General features: G+C 60.7%; 17 protein-coding genes and 4 pseudogenes. 10 read left to right on the forward strand and 11 right to left on the reverse strand.

Going from position 1 to position 24,086, the window contains the following annotated elements:
• Nucleotides 1-3 precede the first annotated feature (3 nt).
• Nucleotides 4-843, reverse strand: a complete 840-nt coding sequence (locus tag ACQY4K_RS15020; RefSeq protein ID WP_428391000.1) for an FAS1-like dehydratase domain-containing protein — start codon at nucleotides 841-843, stop codon at nucleotides 4-6.
• Nucleotides 833-1,990: a CaiB/BaiF CoA transferase family protein gene (locus ACQY4K_RS15025; protein WP_428391001.1), complete on the reverse strand. Its 1,158-nt coding sequence runs from the start codon at nucleotides 1,988-1,990 to the stop codon at nucleotides 833-835. The genes ACQY4K_RS15020 and ACQY4K_RS15025 overlap by 11 nt, the downstream gene beginning before the upstream one ends.
• A gap of 515 nt (nucleotides 1,991-2,505) precedes the next feature.
• Between ACQY4K_RS15025 and ACQY4K_RS15030 the strand changes: the two genes are divergently transcribed.
• From ACQY4K_RS15030 to ACQY4K_RS15055, 6 genes and pseudogenes are all read left to right on the forward strand, one after another.
• Nucleotides 2,506-3,417, forward strand: coding sequence for an MBL fold metallo-hydrolase (locus tag ACQY4K_RS15030; protein WP_428391002.1), 912 nt, complete (start codon nucleotides 2,506-2,508; stop codon nucleotides 3,415-3,417).
• Between the two features lie 98 nt (nucleotides 3,418-3,515).
• Nucleotides 3,516-4,360: pseudogene (locus tag ACQY4K_RS15035) on the forward strand (SDR family NAD(P)-dependent oxidoreductase).
• Between the two features lie 362 nt (nucleotides 4,361-4,722).
• Complete coding sequence (locus tag ACQY4K_RS15040) at nucleotides 4,723-5,490, forward strand: glucose 1-dehydrogenase (protein WP_428391003.1); 768 nt, start codon at nucleotides 4,723-4,725, stop codon at nucleotides 5,488-5,490.
• 21 nt (nucleotides 5,491-5,511) lie between these two features.
• Nucleotides 5,512-6,282, forward strand: coding sequence for an SDR family NAD(P)-dependent oxidoreductase (locus ACQY4K_RS15045; RefSeq protein ID WP_428391004.1), 771 nt, complete (start codon nucleotides 5,512-5,514; stop codon nucleotides 6,280-6,282).
• Between the two features lie 78 nt (nucleotides 6,283-6,360).
• Nucleotides 6,361-7,914 carry a class I adenylate-forming enzyme family protein gene (locus ACQY4K_RS15050; RefSeq protein WP_428391005.1) on the forward strand — a complete coding sequence of 518 codons (1,554 nt, stop codon included), beginning with the start codon at nucleotides 6,361-6,363 and terminating at the stop codon, nucleotides 7,912-7,914.
• Nucleotides 7,915-7,945: 31 nt separating this feature from the next.
• The gene (locus tag ACQY4K_RS15055) at nucleotides 7,946-8,737 is read left to right on the forward strand and encodes an enoyl-CoA hydratase/isomerase family protein (RefSeq protein WP_428391006.1); all 792 of its coding nucleotides are present in this window, start codon (nucleotides 7,946-7,948) and stop codon (nucleotides 8,735-8,737) included.
• Nucleotides 8,738-8,825: 88 nt separating this feature from the next.
• On the opposite strand, the gene ACQY4K_RS15060 is transcribed toward ACQY4K_RS15055, so the two are convergent.
• The gene (locus tag ACQY4K_RS15060) at nucleotides 8,826-10,016 is read right to left on the reverse strand and encodes an MFS transporter (RefSeq protein ID WP_428391007.1); all 1,191 of its coding nucleotides are present in this window, start codon (nucleotides 10,014-10,016) and stop codon (nucleotides 8,826-8,828) included.
• Between the two features lie 259 nt (nucleotides 10,017-10,275).
• A complete protein-coding gene (locus ACQY4K_RS15065; RefSeq protein ID WP_428391008.1) occupies nucleotides 10,276-11,553 on the reverse strand; it encodes a carbohydrate porin in 1,278 nt (425 codons plus the stop codon).
• A 602-nt stretch (nucleotides 11,554-12,155) separates the two neighbouring features.
• Here ACQY4K_RS15065 and ACQY4K_RS15070 point away from each other — a divergent pair.
• Nucleotides 12,156-12,374, forward strand: coding sequence for a hypothetical protein (locus ACQY4K_RS15070; protein ID WP_428391009.1), 219 nt, complete (start codon nucleotides 12,156-12,158; stop codon nucleotides 12,372-12,374).
• A gap of 110 nt (nucleotides 12,375-12,484) precedes the next feature.
• Here ACQY4K_RS15070 and ACQY4K_RS15075 read toward each other — a convergent pair.
• From ACQY4K_RS15075 to ACQY4K_RS15090, 4 genes and pseudogenes are all read right to left on the reverse strand, one after another.
• A pseudogene (locus ACQY4K_RS15075) lies at nucleotides 12,485-15,467 on the reverse strand (Tn3 family transposase).
• A 26-nt stretch (nucleotides 15,468-15,493) separates the two neighbouring features.
• On the reverse strand, nucleotides 15,494-16,066 hold the full coding sequence (locus ACQY4K_RS15080) for a recombinase family protein (protein ID WP_428391010.1): 573 nt from the start codon (nucleotides 16,064-16,066) through the stop codon (nucleotides 15,494-15,496).
• Nucleotides 16,067-16,245: 179 nt separating this feature from the next.
• On the reverse strand, nucleotides 16,246-17,181 hold the full coding sequence (locus ACQY4K_RS15085; RefSeq protein ID WP_428391011.1) for an SDR family NAD(P)-dependent oxidoreductase: 936 nt from the start codon (nucleotides 17,179-17,181) through the stop codon (nucleotides 16,246-16,248).
• 58 nt (nucleotides 17,182-17,239) lie between these two features.
• Nucleotides 17,240-18,241 carry an NmrA family NAD(P)-binding protein gene (locus tag ACQY4K_RS15090; RefSeq protein ID WP_428391012.1) on the reverse strand — a complete coding sequence of 334 codons (1,002 nt, stop codon included), beginning with the start codon at nucleotides 18,239-18,241 and terminating at the stop codon, nucleotides 17,240-17,242.
• A gap of 26 nt (nucleotides 18,242-18,267) precedes the next feature.
• Here ACQY4K_RS15090 and ACQY4K_RS15095 point away from each other — a divergent pair, with 26 nt between their 5' ends.
• Together ACQY4K_RS15095 and ACQY4K_RS15100 are read left to right on the forward strand one after the other, a co-directional pair.
• The gene (locus ACQY4K_RS15095; RefSeq protein ID WP_428391013.1) at nucleotides 18,268-18,816 is read left to right on the forward strand and encodes a LysR family transcriptional regulator; all 549 of its coding nucleotides are present in this window, start codon (nucleotides 18,268-18,270) and stop codon (nucleotides 18,814-18,816) included.
• Between the two features lie 16 nt (nucleotides 18,817-18,832).
• Complete coding sequence (locus ACQY4K_RS15100) at nucleotides 18,833-19,174, forward strand: LysR substrate-binding domain-containing protein (RefSeq protein ID WP_428396152.1); 342 nt, start codon at nucleotides 18,833-18,835, stop codon at nucleotides 19,172-19,174.
• Between the two features lie 449 nt (nucleotides 19,175-19,623).
• On the opposite strand, the pseudogene ACQY4K_RS15105 reads toward ACQY4K_RS15100, so the two are convergent.
• Nucleotides 19,624-20,599: pseudogene (locus ACQY4K_RS15105) on the reverse strand (IS481 family transposase).
• 344 nt (nucleotides 20,600-20,943) lie between these two features.
• A pseudogene (locus ACQY4K_RS15110) lies at nucleotides 20,944-21,105 on the reverse strand (transposase); the annotation flags it as partial.
• Nucleotides 21,106-21,216: 111 nt separating this feature from the next.
• Between ACQY4K_RS15110 and ACQY4K_RS15115 the strand changes: the two are divergent.
• A complete protein-coding gene (locus tag ACQY4K_RS15115; RefSeq protein ID WP_428391014.1) occupies nucleotides 21,217-22,347 on the forward strand; it encodes an LLM class flavin-dependent oxidoreductase in 1,131 nt (376 codons plus the stop codon).
• A gap of 723 nt (nucleotides 22,348-23,070) precedes the next feature.
• Here ACQY4K_RS15115 and ACQY4K_RS15120 read toward each other — a convergent pair.
• Nucleotides 23,071-24,015, reverse strand: coding sequence for an amidohydrolase family protein (locus tag ACQY4K_RS15120; protein WP_428391015.1), 945 nt, complete (start codon nucleotides 24,013-24,015; stop codon nucleotides 23,071-23,073).
• Nucleotides 24,016-24,086: the final 71 nt, after the last annotated feature.

Consider the following 24,086-nt stretch of genomic DNA (forward strand, 5'->3'; position numbering starts at 1 on the left):
GGCTCAAAGCTCGGACCGCGCCGTCATCGACGGACCATCAGAGGTGGAAAGGAAGAGCTCCATGCGCCCCGCCGCCCGCGTTAAGCTGACTTCAAAGGCTTGTCCGCAGAACAAAGGCTGCACGGCACGGAACCTGAACTCACGCGGCAGTCGCCCACCATTTTCGCTGATGGCGCGGTAAAGCAGGAGGCTTGCCTGCAATGGGGCATGCACAACAAGGTGCGGATAACCTTCGAATGCTGCATAAGGGCGGTCGTAGTGAATTCGGTGGCCATTGAAGGTCAGGGCTGAGTAGCGGAACAGGGTAACTTCGTTAAAGGATCGAGAATCGTTCGAAACCGGCCGGGGAGGGGAGGTATCTGCGGCTTCCAGAGCCGCGCTTGCTTCTCTAAAGACGATCTGTTGCTCTTCAATCACGGCATCTCCACGAGTTGTCGAGGAGGCGTGGGAAACGGTCAGGAAGACAAGCGGCCCGCTGCGCCCTTCCTTGAGAACGAGGTCCTTGACTGTGGATTGTCGGGTGACTTCATCACCGACCAGCAGCGTATCCAGAAACTGCAGGGAACCGGCGGCCCACATCCGCCGCGGCAATGGCACCGGTGGGATTAAATCGCCTCGCATTGGATGACCATCCCGGTCGAGCGACTGCTTGTCTGCGACAAGCGGAGCAAGGCACCAATGGATTCCGGCCGGCGCCATAGCACCCACCGACGCTGACGAGTCGAGCGACGAGAATTCGCCCAACGTCGCATTGTATCGTCGCGTGAGTTCGACGCTGATCACATCGGTGGATCGTACCGTCCGCCCAGTCCAGGACGACAGATAGTCGAGATCAATCGGCACTGGTGATTGCCCCGATGTTCTCATCTGCCTCATCCTTCTGACCGGAAAGCCGATTCTCGCCCAGGGCAGGTACTGGTCCATAGGCCCTGGACACCTTGTTCACGATCGCCGCAGGACTGGGATAGCTCACCGGCCCCCCAGGCGTCTCGACCGTAATCCGCCGCAGATGTGGATGCCGAGAGAGCCCGTTCATATCGTTCACTTGCGCGAACGCGATCTCGAAACGCTCCAGGAGCCGCGCAAGGTCTGTGAAGGACAAGGCCCGGAATGCCTCCCTTACGAAAGCGTCCGTGCGCGAGCGATTGGCGACACGGGCCACGTTCGTCGCCAACATGTCATCATGTGCGATGTCAGGCCGGCCGAGAATTTCTTTGCAGAGCACAACCCACTCGCGATCGTTCTGGATCGAGATCAGCACGTCGTGCCCATCGGCGGTGGTGAACAGTCCGTAGGGAGCAATCGACGGATGAGCGAGACCGACCCGCTGAGGATGGCTGCCGGACTCCGCGTGTAGCAATGGAACCGAGAGCCAGTCCGCCATGACGTCGAACATCGAGACCTGGATTTCCGCACCGCCGAGTCCACGCGAACGCGCGAAGAGCGCCTCCAGAATGGCAGCATGCGCAGTGGCGCCACTCGCGATGTCCGTGATTGAAATTCCGACTCGCGAGGGATTGTCGGAGGACCCCGTCAACGAGACAAGGCCGCTTTCGGCCTGGATGAGCAGGTCATAGGCCTTGCGCCTGGCCATGGGACCGGTATCGCCGTAGCCACTGATCGAGCAGCAAATCATCTCAGGCCTGCGCTCGCGAACTTTCGAGAATGAAAAACCGGTCTTATCAATCGATCCAGGCTTGAGATTGTGAACAAAGACATCAGCACTGGCCAACAGAGTGGTAAGACGATCCCGATCCTCGCCTCGGCGGAGATCCAGAATGACGGACTCCTTGCCTCGGTTGAGCCAGACAAAGTAGCTGCTTTGGCCAGCAGCCACATCATCATAGCCGCGGGCAAAATCGCCCTCCGGCCGCTCAACCTTGATCACCCTTGCGCCGGCATCAGCTAACCGAGACGTACAGAAAGGCATCGCGACCGCTTGCTCGATCGACACCACGACGATACCTTCGAGAGGTGGATTATACGTCATCGGTCTACTTTAAACCTTGCATCTGTCGAACATCTGCTCTGCTTCAACCTAACAGATTACCCTGAGCCGAGAATTCGCACGCTTGATCTTGTGTGCCTCCATCACGACAGGAAGCTTGCTCGGCCACAACAGCGCAAAAGACTCTGTAATTTAGGAAAATGCGTCAGTGCTGAGCGCCTTTGATTGGCACGGAACACCTTTCGTGATCAAGCCAATCGCCGTGATGCCGACCTCCTTCACCTGCTATGCCTGCGTCGATCAACGCCTCGCAACGTGATCCGCCCAGCGTCAAGCTGCCACCACTACTCTTGCGATATCTGTTATTTCTTTGCAGTCTCTAGTCGCGCTTGGTTCTCGGACCCAAACGTTCCTCCAAACAGCGCCAAGTCGGGGCCAAGTCGCGATGGCGAGCCGGTCCGCGCGCGGTCAGCTGCACGGGAGGTGATATGCCGAGCTCGAGAACGTCCTCAAGTCCCCGGCCGCCCTGGAATGTCGAGCACTCAGCGGACGAGACGATGACTTCTCTGCTACAGGCGCCTCCGTTCTATCGGTTCCACGTGGGTAGCTTCGTCGGAACGGTCGTCTCCGACGGCACCCTGCCGCTGGGCAACTGCCACGAATCCTTTCCAGATCTAGCTGCACGAGAGATCGACGAGCAGCTCAGCAGCAACTTTCTCTCCCGTGAGCCTCGGCTGGAACAGAACATCCTGATCCTGCACGCCGGCCGTCATGTAATCATCTTCGACACCGGCAAGGGTGAGGTGGATCTTCCAGGCTATCGGACCGGCAAGCTTCTTCGCTCTATGAGGGCAGCCGGAATAGACCCAGCCGCAATCACCGCCGTCGTTCTGTCCCATGCGCATAGTGACCATTGCGGCGGCTGCATGTCCCTCGCCGGGGAGCGTCACTTTCCGAACGCGCAGTTCTATATCATGCAAGCGGATTACGAGTTCTGGACTGATCCAGATCGGGTTCCTCGACGATACACCGCTTGGCTCGATGCCGCACGGCGTAACCTGCTTCCGAACCGCGACCGAATACACTTCTACCATTCCGGCGAGGAGTTCCTATCGGGAGTGACCGCTCTCCACGCGCCGGGTCACACAGTCGGCCACACGGTCTTCCTGATCAGTGACGAGGATCAGACGCTGTGTTTGCTGGGGGATTTAGCCCACCACCCCGTGCTGCTTCTCCAGCGACCTCTGACGCAGTTCGTTCACGACACCGATCCCGTACTCGGTGCCGTGTCTCGCGTGAAGATACTGGGCATGATCGCCGATCAGCGACTTCGTCTCCTCGGCTACCACTATCCTTGGCCTGGACTCGGTCACGTCGCCCGTATGGACGAGGGATTTCGCTTCTTCCCGGAGCCGATGGATCTGGAGTGGCGTCCCGAACTGCCGCCTGACAGCACCCGCACAAGATGAGTAGCAGATATTTCCGAAAACAGCCTGTCCCGATGGGCTTCCCCGACCTTAAATTTACCGCTGAACCGACGGTAATGCATGTGGAACAGGGGAGGCGAATGGACGACACTGGGGCCGTATGGTTTGTCACCGGGTGCTCTCGGGGGCTTGGACGGAACCTGGCCAGCGCGATTATGGACCACGGAGCGCGTCTGGTCGCAACCGGCCGTTCCATGGATCAGGTCACGGCGTTCTCTAACCACTATCCGGGACGGGTTCCAGCGGTAGCGCTGGATGTCCGTGATGCCGGTCAAACGAGAGAGGCTGTGAGGACGGCGATCGACGCGTTTGGCCGAATGAACGTTCTCGTCAACAACGCCGGCTACTCCTTCCTTGGTTCAGCAGAGGAAACCGGCGAGGAGGATGCAAGGCGTCAGTTCAATACCGATTTTTTGGGCCGGTCAGGATCATTCAGGCTGTCTTGCCGGGAATGCGCGAGCGTAGTGGCGGACATATCATCAACGTGTCCTCGGTGGGCGGGTTCGCGGCGCTCCCGTCGTATGGCCAGTACTCGGCAACCAAATCCGCCCTGGAGGGATTGTCCGAGGCCTTAGCGCAGGAAGTGGCGCCTCTCGGGATCAAGGTCATGCGTGTCGAGCCGAATGGCTTCCGGACGGACTTTCTGAAGGCTACGTCACTGCAGCGCGCCTGCTCGCAGCCGGACGCCCATGAGGCAACGAGCGGCGACATTATGAGGCGGTTCGTCGCTATTGACGGCAAACAGCCGAGCGACCGGCGACGAGGCGCGGAGGCGATCATCGCGGCGGTCAATGCTGAGCACGGGCCGTTCAGATTGGTGTTGGGAGACAGTGGCGTGAAACGTGTACGTGATAAGCTGGCGACCGTCTCGGTAGAGCTGGACGCTTGGGAGCACCTATCGACGAGCGTGAGCTTCTCCGAGTGATCCTCCCTTAACGGGAGGACACGCCTGACCATCACATCCTTAGATGATGGCGGCGAAAGAGGATCCGTCCGGGATTGCAAATGAGATGAAGACCGTTGATTCGCTTCGTACGATCCGTATCGACTACGTCCAGAGTTTGCCGGGTTTTGCTGGCGCCAACCACTCTGTCGCGGTCGACAGGACTGGCCCGTTCAGTCGGCGGACCTCCGAACAAGACCCGGCGCTTAATGCAAGACCTTCGATGGCCGAGCGCCAATGTCGAACGCCAATACATTCGGATTTTCCAGGGCGCCTCCCTCGGGGATCGCGCCATCGCGTCCGTGCATCAGCGACGCGCAAACCGCTGCCGATAGGAGGGTACCGTGAAAGATCTCCTCACAGGAAAAGTTGCCTTGATCACTGGGGGCGGCTCGGGAATGGGTCTCGCCTCCGCGCGCTTCTTTGCCGAACAGGGAGCCAAGGTGGTGGTGGCTGATCGCAATGGTGACGCTGCCGCTCGGGCGGCGTTGATGATCGCCGATGCGGGAGGGACAGCACAGGCGGTGACTGCCGACATCACTCTGGATGCAGACGCCAGGCGCATTGTCGATGAGGCGCTGTCGCATTATGGCCAACTAAACTGCGCCTTCAACAATGCCGGAATCCACGGCACGCAGATCGGAATGCGCGGAAAATCCTTGACAGATTGGACCGAGGACGCCTTCGACGCCATCGTCTCGGTCAACCTCATCGGCGTCTGGCGCTGCATGAAGTTCCAGATTGAGCAGATGATCAAGCAGGGCGGCGGGTCGATCGTGAACACCGCGTCGATCGGGGGCTTCGTGGGGGTGCGAGGGTCCTGCGGGTATGTCGCCTCCAAGCACGGCGTCCTCGGTCTGACTCGATCCGCAGCGATCGAGTATGCCGAGCAGAACATTCGGATCAATGCGGTATGTCCTGGCGTGATCGACACGCCACTCGGCAGCGAAGCCATGCAGGGTCGAACCGACGGTCTGCTGAATGTGCTTCCCTCGGGCCGGATCGGCCAGCCGACGGAGGTGGCTGCGGTGGCAGCATTCCTTGTATCCGATAGAGCCTCCTACCTTACAGGCGGCTCGTACTTGGTGGATGCCGCCTATTTGGCCGCGTGAGAGTTTGGGGAGACAGGTGTCGTGACGGAGTTTCTTTCTGGTAAGGCGGCCTTCATCACCGGTGCTGGTTCAGGTATCGGTCACGCGACTGCCCTAGTGTTTGCCGCCGAAGGCGCTCAGGTCGCCGTCGTCGATCTATCGCTAGAGGCAGCGGAGAGAACCGCCGGCGAGATCCGTGCGTCAGGAGGACGGTCGATTGCGGTCGCTGCGGACGTATCGGTTGCCTCGCAGGTCGCATCAGCCGTGCAGCAGACGGTTGACGCGTTTGGCCGGCTCGATTGCGCTTTCAATAACGCCGGCATCCACGGGAGCCAGCTCGGTGTGGCGGCGAAGCCGGCTGCCGAAATCACGTCCGAAGCGTTCCAGAGAATGGTGGAGGTCAATCTCAAGGGCGTCTGGCTCTGCATGAAGTACCAGATTCTCCAAATGCAGAAGCAGGGTGGTGGCGCGATCGTCAACACGGGCTCGATCGGGGCAACGGTCGGACTGCGTGGATCGTCCGCCTACTGTGCCTGTAAGCACGGGGTGCTCGGCCTTACAAAAACGGCCGCGCTAGAGTTCGCGAAGCAGAAAATCCGGGTCAATTCAGTATCACCAGGTTACACCGACACACCGATGATGGCGGAATCCATGCAAAGGAAAGGGGCACAGGTCCTGGCAATAGTGCCGCTCCATCGGCTGGCAGCGCCGCGGGATATCGGAAATACCGTCGCCTTTTTGTGCTCAGATGACGCATCGTATGTGTCCGGATGCGACTATCCGGTGGATGGTGGGTTCCTGGGTGCTCGTTGAGCCTGGATCGGCGGACGTCGCCACAGACCTGACCGATCCTCTTCATTAAGTCGTTTTCTCCGGTTTGGAACTGTTCAGATGAATGGCATCGACTTTCTGGATAAAGGCTGGTCGCAGAACCCAATGGCCGCGTGCTTGATCGACGGCGTGACCGGCGAGCGGTTCAGCTACGAGCAGGTTCGCATGGCTAGCTTCCGCAATGCCGACGCACTTCGCCGGCACGGGTTTGGCTATAACGCCAAGGCCTCCATTATCAGTCATAATGCGGTCGATGCGTTCATTGTTGTCCTCTCGATCATGCGCGGTGGGATGAGCTACATTCCGGTCAACGCCCGCAACACTTTGGAGCACAATGCGGAAGTACTCGCCAAGTTTGATTGTGACATTTTGTTCCTGAAGAGGCAATTTCTTGCCGATATACCTATGCTTCGGAAAAGGGCGCCGAACATTCGCGAATTCGTCTGCATTGATGGGTCTGCTGACGGGGTAGCGTCACTCGAAGACTGGACAGCCGGTGCTTCCGATAAGCCGTTCGACCTACCCCATGACTCGGAACGTATCTTTGAAGTCCTTCCCACCAGTGCCACCACCGGATTTCCAAAAGGGGTTGTATGGCCGAACCGTCAGCTCGAGAGCATCGTCGCGAACTTTCGGGCCGTAGCCCCGATTGACCGTCCGCCAATATTCCTGGCAGTGGCACCCCTGACCCATCTCTCTGGCAAATTCATGAATTTCATCATGTCTTTCGGTGGAGCGGGCGTCATCGTCCCGAACGCAGACCGCCAGATGATCCTGCAGTCCGTCGAGGCTTATCAGGTCACCCACCTGTTCTTGCCGCCCACGTTGATTTACGATCTTCTGGCCGAGCCGAATGTCCGAGAGTTCGACTATTCTTCTCTTCGCTATTTCATGTATAGCGCCGCACCGATGGCGCCAGCGAAAGTGGCTGAGGCGATCGACGTGTTCGGACCCGTCATGTGCCAGATCTACGGCCAGAGCGAAGCGGCGTGGCTCTCTGCTCTGCTTCCTGCCGACCATTTCGTCGACGGTAAGATAGCGCCTGCAAGCCGCCTTGCGAGCTGCGGCCGCCCGCTGCCATTTGTCGTCATGGAAATCATGGATGACCAGGGCAACCTGCTCGACGCCGGTCAGCGGGGCGAGCTTGTGGCGCGTGGACTATGTGTAATGCGTGAATACTACAAAGATCCGGGTAAAACCGAAGAGGCCTTTACCAATGGCTGGCTTCGGACCGGTGACATTGGATACCGCGACGACGACGGATTCTTCTACATTGTAGATCGCAAGAAAGACATGATTATTTCCGGCGGCTTCAACATCTATTCGGTTGAGGTCGAAGGCGCGCTTTTGCGCCACGGGGCAGTTCAGGAATGCGCTGTCATCGGTATCCCGGATGATCGATGGGGTGAGAAAGTCGCGGCCTATGTCGAGTTGAAGGCTGGCCGAACCATCGAAACCCACGAACTTATAGAGCATTGTCGCGCAGAACTCGGGGCCATGAAGGCGCCAAAGGTACTGTTCATAGAAGCGTTGCCGAGAAGTCCGATCGGTAAGGTTCTGAAGCGGACACTCCGGGACCGTCATTGGGGTGGGGCAGAGCGCCAGGTTCACTGAAGAAAAACCGCTGGATTGCGTCGGAGCCACGATGGAACACGCCCCCGTACTGTATCGACAAGATGGTCCGCTTGCCTGGATCACACTTAACCGACCGGATCGGCTGAATGCCTTGTCCAGCTCGGTCAGGGATGGGCTTAGCCAAGCGCTGGATCAGGTGGACGGGTCCCCGGACATACGAGCCATAGTCGTAACTGGAAACGGCCGTGCATTCTGTGCCGGCGGAGACCTGGATGAGTTCAAGATCGATATCGATCGAGGCGAATATGCGGTCGCCGCTGAAAAGGTCGCCGGCGCTAGTGGCCTGCTCTCACGTCTGGAGAATTCCCCTCGACCCGTGATCGCTGCTGTCAACGGCTTGGCCGTTGCTGGCGGTCTCGAACTTATTCTTTGCTGTGATATGGTGATCTCCGCCGCGGGAGTAAGGATTGGCGACGGTCATCTCAGGTATGGCGTGCTTCCGGGAGGTGGCGGTTCAATCCGCCTGCCGCGCAAGCTGACGCCTAATCGTGCCAATCAGCTCTTGCTCACGGGCGAGATGCTGCCGGCCGAGATACTGAGAGACTGGGGTCTCGTCAACGAAGTCGTGCCGCTGGACCAGCTTCTGCAGAGGGCAGCGGAGGTGGCAACGCTCGTCAGTAAGCGTACTCCGCTCGGAATGGCTTACATTAAACGGCTTGTTCGTTGCGCCCACGACCAACCGCTTGAGGAAGCTCTCGCTTCGGAAACCAGCGCCTTCGCCGAATACGTACGCTCGGCCGATTTCAGAGAAGGCTTGGCAGCATTCGCGGCGAAGCGTGAGCCGGCGTTCACCGGCAAGTAGACAAGGAGCCCATCGTCGGGGATTCCGTCGGCAAGCTCTTGCTTGCTTCGCCGCAGCCAAGCCGTGCGTCTTTCTGACTGATTTTCTCTCAAGACGGCTGCAAGTGTCGGCTATAGGCTTTCGTCAACGAGTCTGAGTAGATGGCAAGGAAGAGGCCGACGAGGCAGGCTGTTGTTCCCACCGCGATCGGCAGGGCGAAAGATCCACTGCCGGCGAGGAGCGCGCCAAGTATCGGGCCGGCGGCCAAGCCGCCTTGCTGGGTTGCCGGTATCAGAACGCCCGCTCGGCCCGTCGGATCAGCTGATGCAATTGTCCCCATGAAGAACGCTGTCACGAAGACCCACCAAAACATGAAACTTACCGCGCAAGCGGCAAATGTCCAGCCGTCGGCTGCCAAGATCGTCATGGTGAGAATCAGCGCGGCTCCTCCTACGATCAAGGGTAGCCGGCGACCGATGCGGAGCCCTAGCAGGGTGGCGCAGACGCCGGCCGCGACGCCGCCGATTGGCGCCAAGCCAAGGGCAGAGGCGATGCTGCCACTGGGGATCGCGCGGGATATGCCGATTTGGCCCATGAGCGGCCACACGACTCCAATGCCCGTGCAGAAGATCAGCGAAGCGATTAGCCCAATGACTGCACTTCGGTTTGTAACTGCGCTGAGGAAGCTGGAGGCGAGGTTCCCGGCCTGCGGGCGACCGGATGCTGCCAGACCAGGGAAAGCCGGGAGGGCGGCAATTCCGACCAGACCGACAGCGCCCAGGATCAGGAACATCAACGTCAGGCCGCCAAAGGCGATGATCCGAGATAGGCCGCTCAGAAATACCGTCACCACTACGAGGTTGCTTGCCATGTAGGCGGCGAACAATCTGTCTGGGTTAGGGACAGCCGCCGCGGCTGCTCCCATTGCTGCGAGTGTCAATCCCTCTCCCAAACCGCAAACGATCCGAGCAGTAAAAAGCCAGCTTGAATGCATAAGGAAAATGGAGACGATGTTACCCAAGCAGAGCAAGAAAAGTGCAATAGCAACGACTACCTTTCGGTGTTGCGTGGCCAACAACTGCCCCAAGAGCAGGGTTGAGATTAGCATGCCGAAGAGTTCGGACGTCGCGATGCGCGCGGCACCACCCGCGGACAGGTGGATCTTATCCGAGAGGGCCAACAGGACTCCGGGCATCGCGATTATCATAAAGGCGCCTGTGCTTCCGATCGCAATGATGGAAGTCCAGGCAATCGCGGAGATGCTGGTTGCAGGTGGATTGTGTGAAGTCGTGTGCATCATCGTTCTCCAAGACTCAATATCCGCTACCTGAGGCTAAGCCAGCCCGTATCTTTCCGGTTACATCTCTGGATTGAGAGAAGAGGCCATGGTCCTTTGTGTTGAGCGTCATAGAGCAAGTCGAAAACTGGCACTCAGGTTCAGCGGTGATGACCGGCCATGTTTAATACGGTGTAGCCTTTGAAGTAGGAATTATGCATGCTAGAAATCAGCGGGATCTGATCGCGTCATTTAAACGCTCCCCTTATCGTGGATAGTCGTGTTAATACAGAACCACGAGGCTGAGCCCCGCAGTCAACGCACCTTTGAACCGACCAAGGAACGCGGGATGGTCAGAGTAGGCGAGACTAGGACCGACTAGTAGACCCGGTATGACCCTGAAAGTATGCGCATAGGCTACCGAGAATTGGGACGGTGCTGTGGCAGTACCCACTGCCGCCAGTCGTCGCCGAATGCTCTGACTAAAGACGTTTCTTCCGATGACCACGGAGTCGACATCATGGGGACGCGCATCGAACAGACCGATTGCATATATCCGACCTTCGAAATAGGCGGTAAACGGATTGACCTGCGGGGTGGCATATAGAGCGCTGGCGCCGACGAAAATGCCGCTGGCAGGGTTTGCCGAATCGAACTTTCTCACTTGGTAGTCAGCAAGGGCATAGCCGCCCCAGTTTTCCGCGGTCCTCCCGTCGAATGTGCTATAGTCAGTGAAATTGTATATACCTCCGGCACGGACCCAGAGCTGATGACCTGTCGCGGAGAATGGATGATTCACTCCGAATTCTTCTATGACAACGGTCTTGGCTTGCGGAGCTCCGAAGCGCAGCCCGACACCGCTGGCCCTGACCTCGGGAATTTCACCCAGTGGGCTGAGGCCTCGGCCGACTCCTACCTTGTCGTAGAAGCCGCCATTGGTGTGGACGTTGACAGTTGCAAATGGCCCGCTGCTGGGAACGAGTGGCAGTCCGAGTTCGACAGGTATCAATGCTGACACGCCATTGGTTTGGATGGTAGCGTTGCCTCCAACGCCGGCTAAGCCAATGAAATAGTTGTATAACTGGCCATAGCCGAACTTTACTCCTACATGGCCATTGAAGAGAGACTGGTAGTAGTTGAGAGCGCCGATTTCCAGTTTGGTCGGACCGTCGACCGAGCGGCTCGTCGTGTAGAAGAGGGGCGAAAATAGCAGTTGCCCACCGGGCAGACCGATATGGCTGGTGTCGAACGTGAATACCCACTCATGTATACCGACTGAATATGTTGGTCCCTGCCCATCGTACTGCTGTGGCGATCGAGGGTGTGCGTTGTCGAGTAGGTTGTACTCGCCCAGATCTAAGTCGATACCTTGAAACCCTATGCCGACGCTTGCTAACGACGTCCTAAATCCGCCAACGTCTTGGGTAATGGACTCAATCGGGCCAGGGAATGAAAAGTCCGTGTCTTTCTCGTTTAGCTCGCCCAGCGCGAGCAGATTGGCCGTCTCCAGGGAAACGGAGGGTTCTTGCCTTGGCAGTGTCTTACCGGCCTCTGAAGACACTGACGAGACAGCAGGTAGAGACTGAAGCTGTCGTTGTCTGTTCGAATCAGCCCTAGCCGCCTGGCTCGAATCACAGAGTAGAAGGACGATTGCAAACCAGCCCCAGTATTGCCAAGAGAGTCGGGACTTCTGGTAGCGATCCAGGCGGCGAGCGGCGACAAAGATCGGGGCCGGCGCAACGTGCGACGTAGTGCTATCCAAGGTCGTCCCCTTTTCCACCGTCTATTTGGGCGGCCGCGCGACTGGCGGCTCAGTCTTCCCAAGCGGTCGTTAAGAGCCTTTACCAGTAAAGGGGAACTGGCTGGCCGCTACTTCCACAATGTATCTAACTGATATACTGGTAAGGGCGCGGGTCCATATCATCTACAAAGACGTGGTGGGGCGGCGACGCTGACCTTTATCCTCGCCAAAATTTGCGCGAAAGATAGCCAGGGAGTGAAGGATCCAACGGGTGTCATGGATAGGCGATCGTCGCAAAGCGTAAACCGTATGCAGAATGTCGGTTGCTTGGCACCGATCGGCCGAGCATGCTGATCGACCGCGCGACAGCCTTGCTGGTGGCGAGACTCGCCCGCTTCGCCACGATCGCCAAGGCGTAAGCCGTGGCGCGCATGCCGCTGGAGCGGCGTCTAGCGACGCTGCTCGCCTTCGTGCGGACGTTGAAGGCGACGTCGCAGGACGACGTGCTCGACCTGCTTTATATCGTGGACAAAGCTGTTCAGCGGCGCTGCCAAGATCGGCAAGCGTGCCCCGTCTGCGCACTATCCGCGATTTTGATGCGGCTGCCGTCAAGCTGCGGCTGGCTGGTGCTGTGCTCATGACGACACCGTTGAGGACGCAGCGGTTCGGCAAGCGGCCTTCGTTATCGTGTCGCGCGATGTGTTCGGCGCAGCATTTGGGGGTCCGGTAGCAGCGGAACCGAAACTGCATTTCAGCTCTCGTCGTCCATGATGGTGGGATCGCGGAGCGGTCGAAGCTCTCCGCGGGCAATCTGGTCGGGCAGGATAAATTCGTAGCGGCCGAGCATGTTGATATGGTCGAACCCGAGCGGCGACAGCCGGGCTACATCCTCTGGGCGCACATCGAAGCCCTCGGCACGGAGCTGGTTCAGCGCGGCGTCCATGTAGATCGTGTTCCACAGCACGATGACGTTCACCACCAAGCCGAGCGAGCCGAGTTGGTCCTCCTGGCCTTCGCGGTAGCGCTGCCGCAGTTCGCCGCGCTTGCCATGGAACACGACGCGGGCGAGCTGATGGCGGCCCTCGCCGCGGTTGAGCTGCACCAGGATGCGCCGCCGGTAGGCTTCATCGTCGATAAAGCGAAGCAGGTAGAGCGTCTTGATCAGCCGCCCCAGTTCCTCCAGAGCGCGGGCCAGCTTGGTCGGGCGGTCCTTGGTTTGCAGGGTCCGGATCAGGCCCGCGGCCTGCACCGTGCCAAGTTTCAGCGAGCCGGCCAGGCGCAGCAGGTCCTCCCAGTGCTGGACGATGAGCGTCACGTTGATGCGCTGGGCCGCCAGCTTGTCCAGGGCGCCATAGTCGGCTTTGCCGTCCACGCGCCAGAACCTGGTGCCGCCTATGTCGGCCAGACGCGGGCTGAACTGGTAGCCGAGCAGATGGAAGATGCCGAAGATCGTGTCGGTGTAGGCCCGGTGTCGGACATGATCTCGGTCGGTTGCAGCTCGGTTTGCTGCTCCAGCACCACGAAAAGCAGGGTCAGGCTGTCGCGTAGGGTGCCAGGCACGGTGATGCCGTTGAGTCCGGTGAATTGGTCGGAGACGAGGTTGTAGAACGTCACCCCACGCTCCTGGCCGTAGTAGCGCGGGTTCGGCCCCGAATGGATCGTGCGGACTGGCACCACGAAGCGCAGTCCATCCGCAGAGGCCACATCACCGCCGCCCCAGACGCGGGCGAGTGGGATACGGTTCTGGGCCGCGACCAAGACGGCGTTCGACCGGGTGAGCGTCTCAGCCCGGATGTAGTTCTGCCGAACCCAGCTCAGCCGTGATCGGCGCAGCGCCGCGTTGTCGCGCCGGATGAGCGGCTCGAATCCGGTGTTGCACGCTTCGGCCAGCAGCACCGCGCATAGGCTGGTGGCTTTGCCGCCGGCCCATGCGCCGCCTTCGCTGGCATGGGTGAACCCGTCGGCGAAGCCGGTGCGAGCATGCATTTCGAGCAGCAATTCGGGCAGATCCACCAGCGCCATGCGTGCGGCAACGGCCGCCTTGAGCGCGACCAGGCTGGGCGGCTCCTCCAGCTTGTCGAGGGTGGACAGCCCCAGCTCGCCGCCGTCCACCTGCACGGCGGCGTTCCTGGGCAGCTTCGCCGCGGTATCCTGATAGGCGGCGTCCAGGCGCTCGGCCATTCGCGCAACCTCGGCCGGCCCGTCGGTCGAGAGGCCCAGGGTGCGGCAGATCGACGGCCGCGCGGCTTCCCAGGCTGAACCCGCCAACAGGCCGATCCGCGGATCGGCAAAGCGCAGGCTGGGTGACGCGAACAGGTCACGCCGCCGGATCCCGATCCGCATGGCGTCGAGCAGGCAGAGCCGGTAGCCGAGGCTGTCCACGCCGCCATCGACGGTTTTGACCTGCCGCTTCCAGCCACTCGGCACGAAGCCGAGCGGTGCCGACGGAGCCGGGCCGCGCCCATCGGTGCTGCGCAGATGGCGCACCGCGTCCAGCGTTGGCTGCCCGGCTGGCGTCGCGCCGAAGGAGACGGACCGCAGCATGGCCGGCAGAAACATAGCTTGCCGGTCTGTGCGCGCAGTTCGAGGAAGTAGAGATCACCAGGCGGCCGGACGATCGCGTCGATCTGCTCCAATGCCGCCGCGAGCATCTCGCGCGGCACGATCGCGAAAGCCGCCCCGCGCACGGCACCGTCGTCGACTGTGTCATCCATGAGCACTCCGCTCGCTTGACGGAGCTGCAGAGCGGCGGCGTCGAGATCGCGCAGGGTGCGCAGCCGCGCTTTCTTGCCGATCTTGGCTGCGTCGGTGAACAAGGCGGTCACCACGATGTCGAACAGGTCGAGCACGTCGTCCTGCGCGGTCGCCTCCAGCGTCCGCACGAAGGGCCAGCAGCGTCGCCGTGCGCCGCTCCAGCGGCATGCGCGCCACGACTTGCGCCTTGGCCACGGTGGCAACCGGGCAAGCGCCGTGACCCGGCCTGGCGGCACATGGTCAATGGCGGGCAGGCCCAGCGTCAGCACCCGCACCTCGTCCAGGCGGCCGACGGCGCGGGACAGCTCGGCGCCGCTGCGAAGGTATGGCCCGTCCCGAAGACGGTCGAGCGGACTGGGGCGGCCGCCCTCTCCTGCGACCAGCAGGGCATCAAGCTTCATGCGCTGTTCGGGCGTCACATCGCGGGCGAGCGTGCGCCAGAGGCGACGGGCGGCCCGGGCGCGAATGCGGGCGACCAAGCGCTCAAGAGCGGATGCGCCGGGGAGCAGCACCTTCTCCGTCACCAGCCAGACGGTCGCGCGGTCGAACAGCACGCTTGGCCGGTCTGTGCCGGTCCAGCAGAGCGCGTAAAGCCAGCGCGCCAGGCGGAAGTGGACGGAAGGATCGGCGAACTCGCGGTAGCCGTGGCGCTCCTTGATCTCCGCCGAATGCAGCCATCGACCCCGGGCCGTGGCATATTTGGTCAGGCAACCCGCATTGGGGATGCCAAGCTGCTGGGCCAAATGGCCTGCGACCCCGCCAGGGACAGCGGCAGGCTCATCGAGAAACGCGCCAAGGAAGCGAACGGTGCCGAGCTTGACGGCGAACCCAAGCCGCATGTGATCCCAACGCTTGGTGCCGGCCAGCTCGCGATCGGCATCGTCGAGGTGGAAATGCCGCACGAGCTGCTCCGCGCTCGGTTCGCCGGCATACCGGCCATAGCGCCGTTCCTGTTCGGCGGTCAGGAACGAGACCGGCACCCGCTCAGCCGAGACGCGTGAGGGTGCTACTCATCACACGCGGCCGCGACCATCGCGGTCTCAAGGGCCTGGTAGACGCTGCTACGGCCGATGCCGAGCCGGCGCGCTATGGCGGCGGGTCCCAGCTTCTCCTCACGTCGCAGACGCCTTACCTCGGCAGCGTCAACACTGGGCTTGCGCCCCTTGTAGACGCCGCGTGTCTTGGCAAGCGCGATACCTTCAAGCTGACGCTCGCGCCGCAAATTGGTCTCGAACTCGGCAAACACGCCCAACATGTCGAGGAACGCCTTGCCAGCCGCCGTTCCGGTGTCCACGGGCTGCTCGGTTGCGCGCAGCGCCACGCCGCGGCCCTTCAACTCATGCACGATGTCCTGCAGGTCCTTCATCGAGCGGGCGAGGCGATCGATGCGGGTCACAACCAGGGTGTCACCGGGCTGCACGAAGTCGAGCAGCACCTGCAATTCGGTTCGCCCGTCGCGGCGGGAACCGCTTGCCTTTTCGGCGCGAACGACATTGCAGCCCGCTGCCTTGAGGGCCGCACGCTGTATCGTGAGATCCTGGTCGAGGGTGCTGACGCGTGCGTAGCCGTAGGAGGCCATTTTGTTCCGAAAGGGTCTAGACCCCGGAACGCTACCGTTCCAGAATACTTGAAGCAACCCTAATGGCACGTCAGAAGCGTTCCACGCGGGGATGCCACAAGGGTCTACCCCAATGGGACTATAACCACTCGGGACTTTTAGAGCGGACCTAGCGATCAGGCAACAACAGACCGTTGCCGTTACGGTGCTGGGCAGACAAGCTCCTCGGAGTCGCGCCATAGCTTTGCAGCCTTTACCTCGTCATATGAGGCGAGAGATGACCTGGCTTCGCCGACCTTTCCGTTCTTCGAGTGGAAATACCGGCCCGAGGCGCCAGCAAACGCCGGGTCTATCGTCAACAGGGCCAGCGCCTCACCCGAGAGCGGCATTCGACCCATCGTCATACCGATCATCCTCAGGAGGAACTTAACGGCTGAACTCCGAAAGATTGCCGGCGCCCCTCGGCCCATGCCCGTGTCGGGCAGGAAGCCCGGATCATAGGCGATCGAGCTTGTCCGGGCGCCTGTGCGTCGAAGCCGCCGGTCCAGTTCGTAGGCGTAAAGGATCACGCAAAGTTTCGAGGTCGCATAGCGTCGTCCGCCGGAGATCGGCTTACCGTTTCTCCCTTGCCGGACCAGTGCCCGGGCGTCCGGCTCAACCGCTGCGCCGACCGACCTACCGTCCATGGATGCCGTGTCATGCGTCCCGCTGGAGGTCCACACGATCCGACCGTCCTGCGCGACGGAGTCCAGCATCAGGTCCACGAGCAGGAAGTGCCCGAGGCAGTTGCCGGCGAACGTCATCTCATAACCGTCGGCGCTGTAGGACACCGGCCCGTGGAATTGCGCCCCGGCGTTGCACACGATGCCGCCGAGCTCGCTATCCTCGGGCCTGCCCGACTGCAACAGCGCCTTGCATCGCGCCACGCCAGCCCGCACCGACGCCAGGGAGCTGAGGTCCAACTCCACCACATCGACCCGAACGCCGGTCGTCTCCCGTAACCGCCGTGCCGCTGCTTCGACACGCTCCGGATTTCTGCCGGTCAGGATGAGGTCGCAACCGAACCGGCCTGCCAGCGTCTGGGCGGCGACCAACCCGATCCCCGCGTGGCCGCCCGTCATCATCATGGTCGGCATGCGCATGTCTCCTGAAGGCTGTTCCGGCTGTGATGATTTGTGTGAGCCCGCCGGGCCTTCACGCCGAGGCGGCAGCCCGGAGAACATCCCTGGCGGAGGTCCAGGGCATGCTGCCGTACCGGTCGTTGTCGAGTGATGCGAGCTTGCCGCGCCCAGTCGACATGTCTCGCAGATACTGCATCCCTTGCCACACCGGGAACGTCGCATCGCTGCGCGGGGTTAGCGCGCGCACGGTGCGGATGATCGCGCCGAGCAGCCCGGTCCCGCCCGCGCGCCACAGATCGAAGCGCTGTCCCCGCAATGCCGTCATGGTCGCGGCCAGACCACGCGGGCTCACGACATCCCCGGCGATCCGCAGGACGCGCGGGGCGGCATCGTCGAGCGCGGCCAGCGCGGCATACCGCGCCACGTCATCCTTGGTGGTGAAGTCGAACGCCTGGTCGGCGCTTCCCCAGTACAGCACTTTCTTTGGGCGATGCAGGATGATCGGGGCGTCGCCGGTGAGGAGGTCGGCGAAGGCGCCATTCAGGATCGAGGTCGCGCGGATCGGCGCGCGATCGATCCGCTGCATGAAGGCGCGGCGCAGGTCCATGTTGCGGTTGTCGCCCGGACGGGTCTTCGTGAAATCCAGTGAGAAGTCGGATGGGATAAAGCGCGGCACGCCGGCCGCAACCGCGGCATCCAGCAGGCGGCCCTGGGCGCCGAGGATCACCGGCTCCAGCCCGTTCAGCACCGAGACGACGCAGGCGCCGCCGCCGCACGCCCGTTCGAGCGATGCCGGGTCATCATAGTCCACCGGCACGGCAACGGCGCCGAGCGCGGACAGGGCGTCCAGTTTGGTCCTAGCGGTGCCGGCTCGGACAAGCGCGTGGACGGTGGCTCCGCGTGACACCAGCGCCCGGGCGATCCTGTCTCCGAGGTCTCCACCGGCGCCAGCCAAGACGATCATCGGAAAGGTGGAAGGATTTTCATTGGTCATAGCGTTCGCCATGGTCGTGTCCCGTTCTTGCAGACGGCATGTAAGCGTTCCCAGAAGCCGGGTAAGCTCGGCGTTCCGCAACAGGGCGTTGCAGGCTGGGAACGGCTATGAACCTGATCGATCTCCGCGCCTTCGCACGCATCGCCGAGCTTTCGAGCATCTCCGCAGCCGCCCGGACGCTCTCCCTGCCCAAATCCAGCATCAGCCGATCGTTGACCCGGCTGGAGGCCGAGATCGGTGCCATCCTCGTCGACCGCTCGACGCGTCATCTCCGGCTGACCGATGCAGGCATCCTGTTCCGCCCGCACGCGCTGCGCATCCTGGCCGATGTGGATGAGGCCGGCACGGCGCTCGACGGCTTCGCCGGGGTGCCGCGCGGGACGCTGCGCGTGAGCGTGCCGTTCACATTGGCCGTGGCGCTGGTCGCGCCGATGCTGCCGCCGTTCCTCGCCAGCTACAAGGAGGTGCGGGTCGTGCTCGACGTGGAGAACCGCGTCATCGACATGCCCGTCGAGGCCGCCGACCTGGTCATCCGCGTCGGGGCGCTGCCCGACAGCGACCTCATTGCCCGACATCTTCTGACGACCGAGGTGTGGACCTGCGCCAGTCCCGCCTACCTCGACAAGCACGGGACGCCGGCCGATCACCGTCGGTGACCTCGGCGGCCACGCTCTGATCGGCGGTTTCGACCGCCCTATGGTCTGGTCCTATCGACCCCCGGACGGCAAGCCAGAGCAGATCGAGTTCCGACCGGCGAACGTCGTCTCCGACTCCGCCGTGCTGGAAGGGCTGCTCATCGGAGGGGCGGGTATCGGCCGTCTCCCCGACTTCCTTGCGCGGAAATCAGTTGCGAGCGGCCACCTCGTCCACCTTCTGTCCGACACGCGCGGCGACACCATCGATATCCATGCGATCTACGCCAGCCACCGAAGCCTGTCGGCGAAAGTGCGGGTGTTCATCGATGCTTTGGTCTCTGAGCTGGGCAGGGAATGTGTGGACCCGACTTCTCACTAAGCGGTGGTCCTAGACTAGGACCACCGCTGACTTCTCGATAGCACGTCCTTCTTGGAAGCGGCTTCATCGCCGTTGAGCGCAGCGATGATAGTTTGCTGTGTGCCGGAAACAGCGGTTGCGCACGGCTGAAATGCAATTTCGGTTCCGCTGCTACCGGACCCCCTAGTAATGCGGATACCGGGCACACCCGGCTGTTTTACCGTCACAACGGCAGCACATTCTGCATCAGCGAACCGATAAACGACGAGCCAGCGACTTTCGCCAACGGTAGCACCGTCGCCTTCAAATGCGACTCGCCCGAGCAGGTTCGTGAATTTCACGACACTGCCGTTGCACATGGAGGCACCTCGATCGAGGACGCTCCTGGCTTGCGCAACAGCAGCTCGGGACCAATACATCTGGCGTATGTGCGCGATCCTGACGGCAATAAGCTCTGTGCCATCTCGAGTCTAGGTGTTTGGTCCCGGGATGAGGTGACGCGGGTTGAGTTTGAAGATATCGGGTGTGATCGTCCAGGCTTGGCAGACGGCTTGGAAGGGTGTTTTCCAACGAAGGGCTTTGAGGTGTTTGGCGAAGTTGTATGCCGACACGAAAGCAAGAACGTGGGCTTTGAGGCTGTCCGGATTTGGGTAGTGGAACGCCTTGACGGTCGCCTCCTTGATTGTCCGGTTCATTCGCTCGGCCTGCCCATTGGTCCACGGGTGATACGGCTTGGTTAGCTTGTGCTGGATGTCATGCTGTTTGCAGACGCGATCGAAGATGTGGCCGCCGAACAGGGCCTCCATCGCTGGCGATCGGCCTCGGTTCTTCGGCAGATCGGCAAAGGCCATGCCGTTGTCGGTCAGCACGGTGTGAATGGCATAGGGAAAGGCGCCGATGACGTCACGGAGAAAGTCCGCCCCGTTCATCTTGCCGGCATCCTCGCGGAACTCGACGTAGGTGAACTTGGACACGCGGTCGATGGCGAGGAACTTGTTGAGCTTGCCTTGAGTAAGGCGCAGCTTGCTGATGTCGATATGGACATATCCGATTGCCGTGTCGGCGAACTTGCCTCGCCTGGAGGCCTGGTCCGGGCTTTCGGGTAGGCGGGAGATGCCATGGCGCTCCAGGCACCGATGCAGGTTGGATCGAGTGAGCTTCGGGATGGTGTCGCGCAGGCATCCGAGCAGGTCGTCGAATGGCAGCAGCGTGCGCCGGCGAAACTCGACGATCATGGCCTCCTCGACCGCTGACAGCACGGTGCTGCGCGGCACTGTAAGGAGCCATAGGCGCATCGCCTGTCGTAGTCCGAGCACGCCATTTGGTCACGGTCGTTCGGCTCAGCCCATCGCGCTTGGCGAGGGCACCGCTCGTCTCTTGCGACGTTTGGAGCTCGGCTCGAATTCGCGGTGTTGTTCGGGCTGAACCGTGAAGACTGCCTGCCATAGCGCATCCTCCGCTTCTCGTGTCATGATAGCGCCATGACTCTCCGGGACCAAACACCTAGTAAGGTGTTGAGCGAGCGTTAAGCTCACTTGGGTCCATAAGAAGGGACAATGCGTCTGCCTGCCTTGATCGGCAGCGAGACAATCACGGCTCCACGAGCATCTAACGGCGGTGGAGGACTTCGCGCGGCTGAAGCGGGTGCGGGTTATAGAGGCCTTTGCCGTTGTCGCGCTGCCGGGCCTGTCCAGGTGTTTGAACCGGCTTGCGGCCTCCGCAAGGGGACAGCCTATCGGCGTCCGAGATAGACTGACCATCTTTCGCGATGCCAGCCGTCGTGATGATCAACTCTTGGGAGGGCGTCCAAGCCGACGTTCGGCGGGCATGAGTAGCAAGAGCAATGCCCATTCCCCGTCGTGGAGGTCGCTTGCATACCGCAGGTCGTCCCGCCGATACTGCGATTGGGTAATTTCAGTCCAAGGCTTCCATGGCTCCGTCGCGTCCCGCAAACCAACGGAACTACAACCTGCTGGAATCACTTAGGTAACTTTCATTTAGAAACTAAACACCATTGACAATTTTGGTTTTTGTTTGTTATAACACTTCAAGGAGAAATGATTATGCAAGAAGATGCACGGCTTGAAGCGCTGACCAAAACGAACCCCTTATTCGGGCACCGTAAGCTTAAACTAGGGACATTCTGCACCAACGTTAGTGGTGCCGGCACCATATCGACGATGGAAGGTGTATTCGAGCTTAACTGGGAAAACACCAAGAAAACGGCGACCCTGGCCGAGGACATGAATTTCGAGGCGATTGTGCCGCTCGCTCGCTGGCGTGGCTTCGGCGGGGTGACCGATTTTAACGGTGCGCAGTTTGAATCACTCACCTTCGCGGCCGCGTTGTCGGCGTTGACCACCTACCCATCCGTTTTTTCGACGGTTCAGGTGCCCTCGGTTCATCCTGTCCTGGCGGCGAAGCAAGCAACGACCATAGATCACGTCAGCGGAGGTCGTTTCTCGCTGAACGTGGTGACCGGCTGGAGCCGCCGCGATGTGGAGCTTTTCGGCTCTCCCCTCCTCGCACACGACCAGCGTTTCGTGGTTGCCGAGGAGTGGCTGACACTGATGAAGCTGCTTTGGACCTCGGAAGAGCCTATGGACTTCGATGGCAAGTTTTTCCAGGTCAAGGACGCACTCCAGCGGCCTCGTCCTATTCAACCTTACCCCGTGCTGATGAACGCTAGCTCCTCCTCCATCGGCCGCCATTTCGCGGCGAAACATTTTGACGTCATTTTCATCCCCTTGAAGGGTCGCGATCCTCAGTCAATCCGCGAGCAGGTCCAAGCATATCGAGACTTTGCTCGTACGGAGTTCGGACGCGAAGTCAAGATTTGGATCAACTCCTATGTCATTTTAGGAGATAGTCAGGAGGACGCCGAACGCCAGTTTGATTACTGCGTAAATGAAAAAGGGGATTGGACCGCGGCGCAGAACATGCTCGGTGAACTTGGGCTTGTGAGTAACGCGACAATAAACCCAGAATTCCTTAAGGTAATTACGACTGATATCATGGCCGGATGGGGAGGGTTAAAGCTCCTTGGCACAGCCGACAAGATTGTTTCTGACCTAAATATGCTGGTAGATGCCGGGATCGATGGAACGCTGCTGACCTGGCCTAATTTCATTGGCGGAATGCAGCGGTTCAAAGAAGAAGTCCATCCCTTACTTGTTCAGCAAGGTCTGCGATGATCGGAAACCGTAGAGCCGGATGGGCGCTCAACTCAGTCATGTTGTGCGCTGCATCCCGGCATGCCCTATCCCAACTTGGGGCGTCTTCGATCTATAACAAACAAAGACCGGACCGGTCTGCTTTCTCAAAAGCCTGGGCTGACAGGCGGCCAATCTTCTATACGCGCCAACGGGCGCAAGGCGATCCCGGGATGACCGACTGAGGGGCTGGATGGCTGGGGCAGGTCATGATTCGCATCAGGGTTGCGACATCTTGAACAAGACCTTGATGTGAACCCCAACCACCCGGCGGCAGCGCAGCCGCCGCTGGCTCTGCTATGGAAGCGACATTATCGAAGCTGTGGCGGCGAGAAGATCAAGGCGCGCAAGCGCTACGCTCTGGTCGATACGGAAGGCGGTGCTTTGAAGCTGTACGTGCGTGCTGCAGGTGTGCAGGAATGGGATGGAGCCGGGCCGCTTGCCACGGGCCTCTCGGCCGGGTTAGCCATTCAAGAGGGTCGCCTTCGCCGGCGCGGGCTATCGATGTCCGCGTGGCGGCCAGCAACCCGATCCGGGTCGAGATCGTGTGCAAGGCCGAGGGGCAAATCGGCTTCGCCGTCAGGGCCCGGCGCCAAGTCGTCGAGTGGTTCTTGGCTTAATGAACCGCAATCGTAGACTGGAAGAACTTCAGACGAACGATCGCCGACCGAAGCCTTCCTCTACGCCGCTTCGGCTATACGGACCTTAAGAGACAAGTCCAGCTAACCGTGAGAACAGAGCTTCGGCGTTCTGACGATTTATCGCCGAGTGACCTGATAAATCAAGATCCCCAAAATTGTCGAGGCTGCCGGTAAAGAAGGTGACCGTCTTGTCCAGACAATACGGCCAATCGGTGCCAAACAGGATGTGGCCGGGCCGCGCAAACTTCAACAGGCTAGGCAGCGATGTGGAACTACTAGCCAGTCCCGTATCGAAGTAGAAGGATGAAAGCCCATCAAGGACATCGGCGTCGCTCGTCTTTTGATCTATGACATTAGCGAGAGTCGCGACGCGATATGCCGCGTATGGCAAGAAGCCGCCGCCGTGCGCCAAGATGATTTTCAGATTCGGAAAGCGCCTCGGCACCCCCTGTAGAACCATATTGATGGCGGCGCGTGTTGTGTCGAGAAGGACGTCGGCGAGGATCGGATGCACGCCCGGCGCCGGCGGCCCCGCCAGCGGTGTGGGATGAATGTATATGATCGCGGCGCGCCGATCGAGTTCGGCCATGACCGGATCAAATGCCGGATCTCCGATATAGGTCCCTCTGATGCTTGCCATCAGCACGACGCCATCGGTTGAAAAATCATCGTAGGCTTCACGGATGGCTTCAAGGGAACCGTCGATATCCGGGAGCGGAACCGACGCAAACATTCCAAAACGATTGGGACGGCGTTTGACCAGACCGGCTAGACGCTCATTGATTTTCCTTGTGAGCACCCGCGCTTCAGCATCATCGCCGAAGTGTGTCCCGGGCATGGAAAGAGACAGCACGCCAGTTGCGATTTCGTTCTGGTCCATCATCGCCAAGGCGCCTTCCTCGCTCCAGGCCGCCGGCGCCCAGGCACCCATGCCATGGCGTTCGAGAGCTTCGATGAACTCTGGCGGCAACAGGTGCTGGTGCACGTCAATTCTAGTGGCGCCACTCATTCCATTATCCTCTTAGTGCTGCGTTACTTCTCGTTCCACCCGCGAACAGCGCTCACCACAACAACTGCCTT

The sequence above is a fragment of the Lichenicoccus sp. genome (genome assembly GCF_965276875.1).
GTDB lineage: Bacteria > Pseudomonadota > Alphaproteobacteria > Acetobacterales > Acetobacteraceae > Lichenicoccus.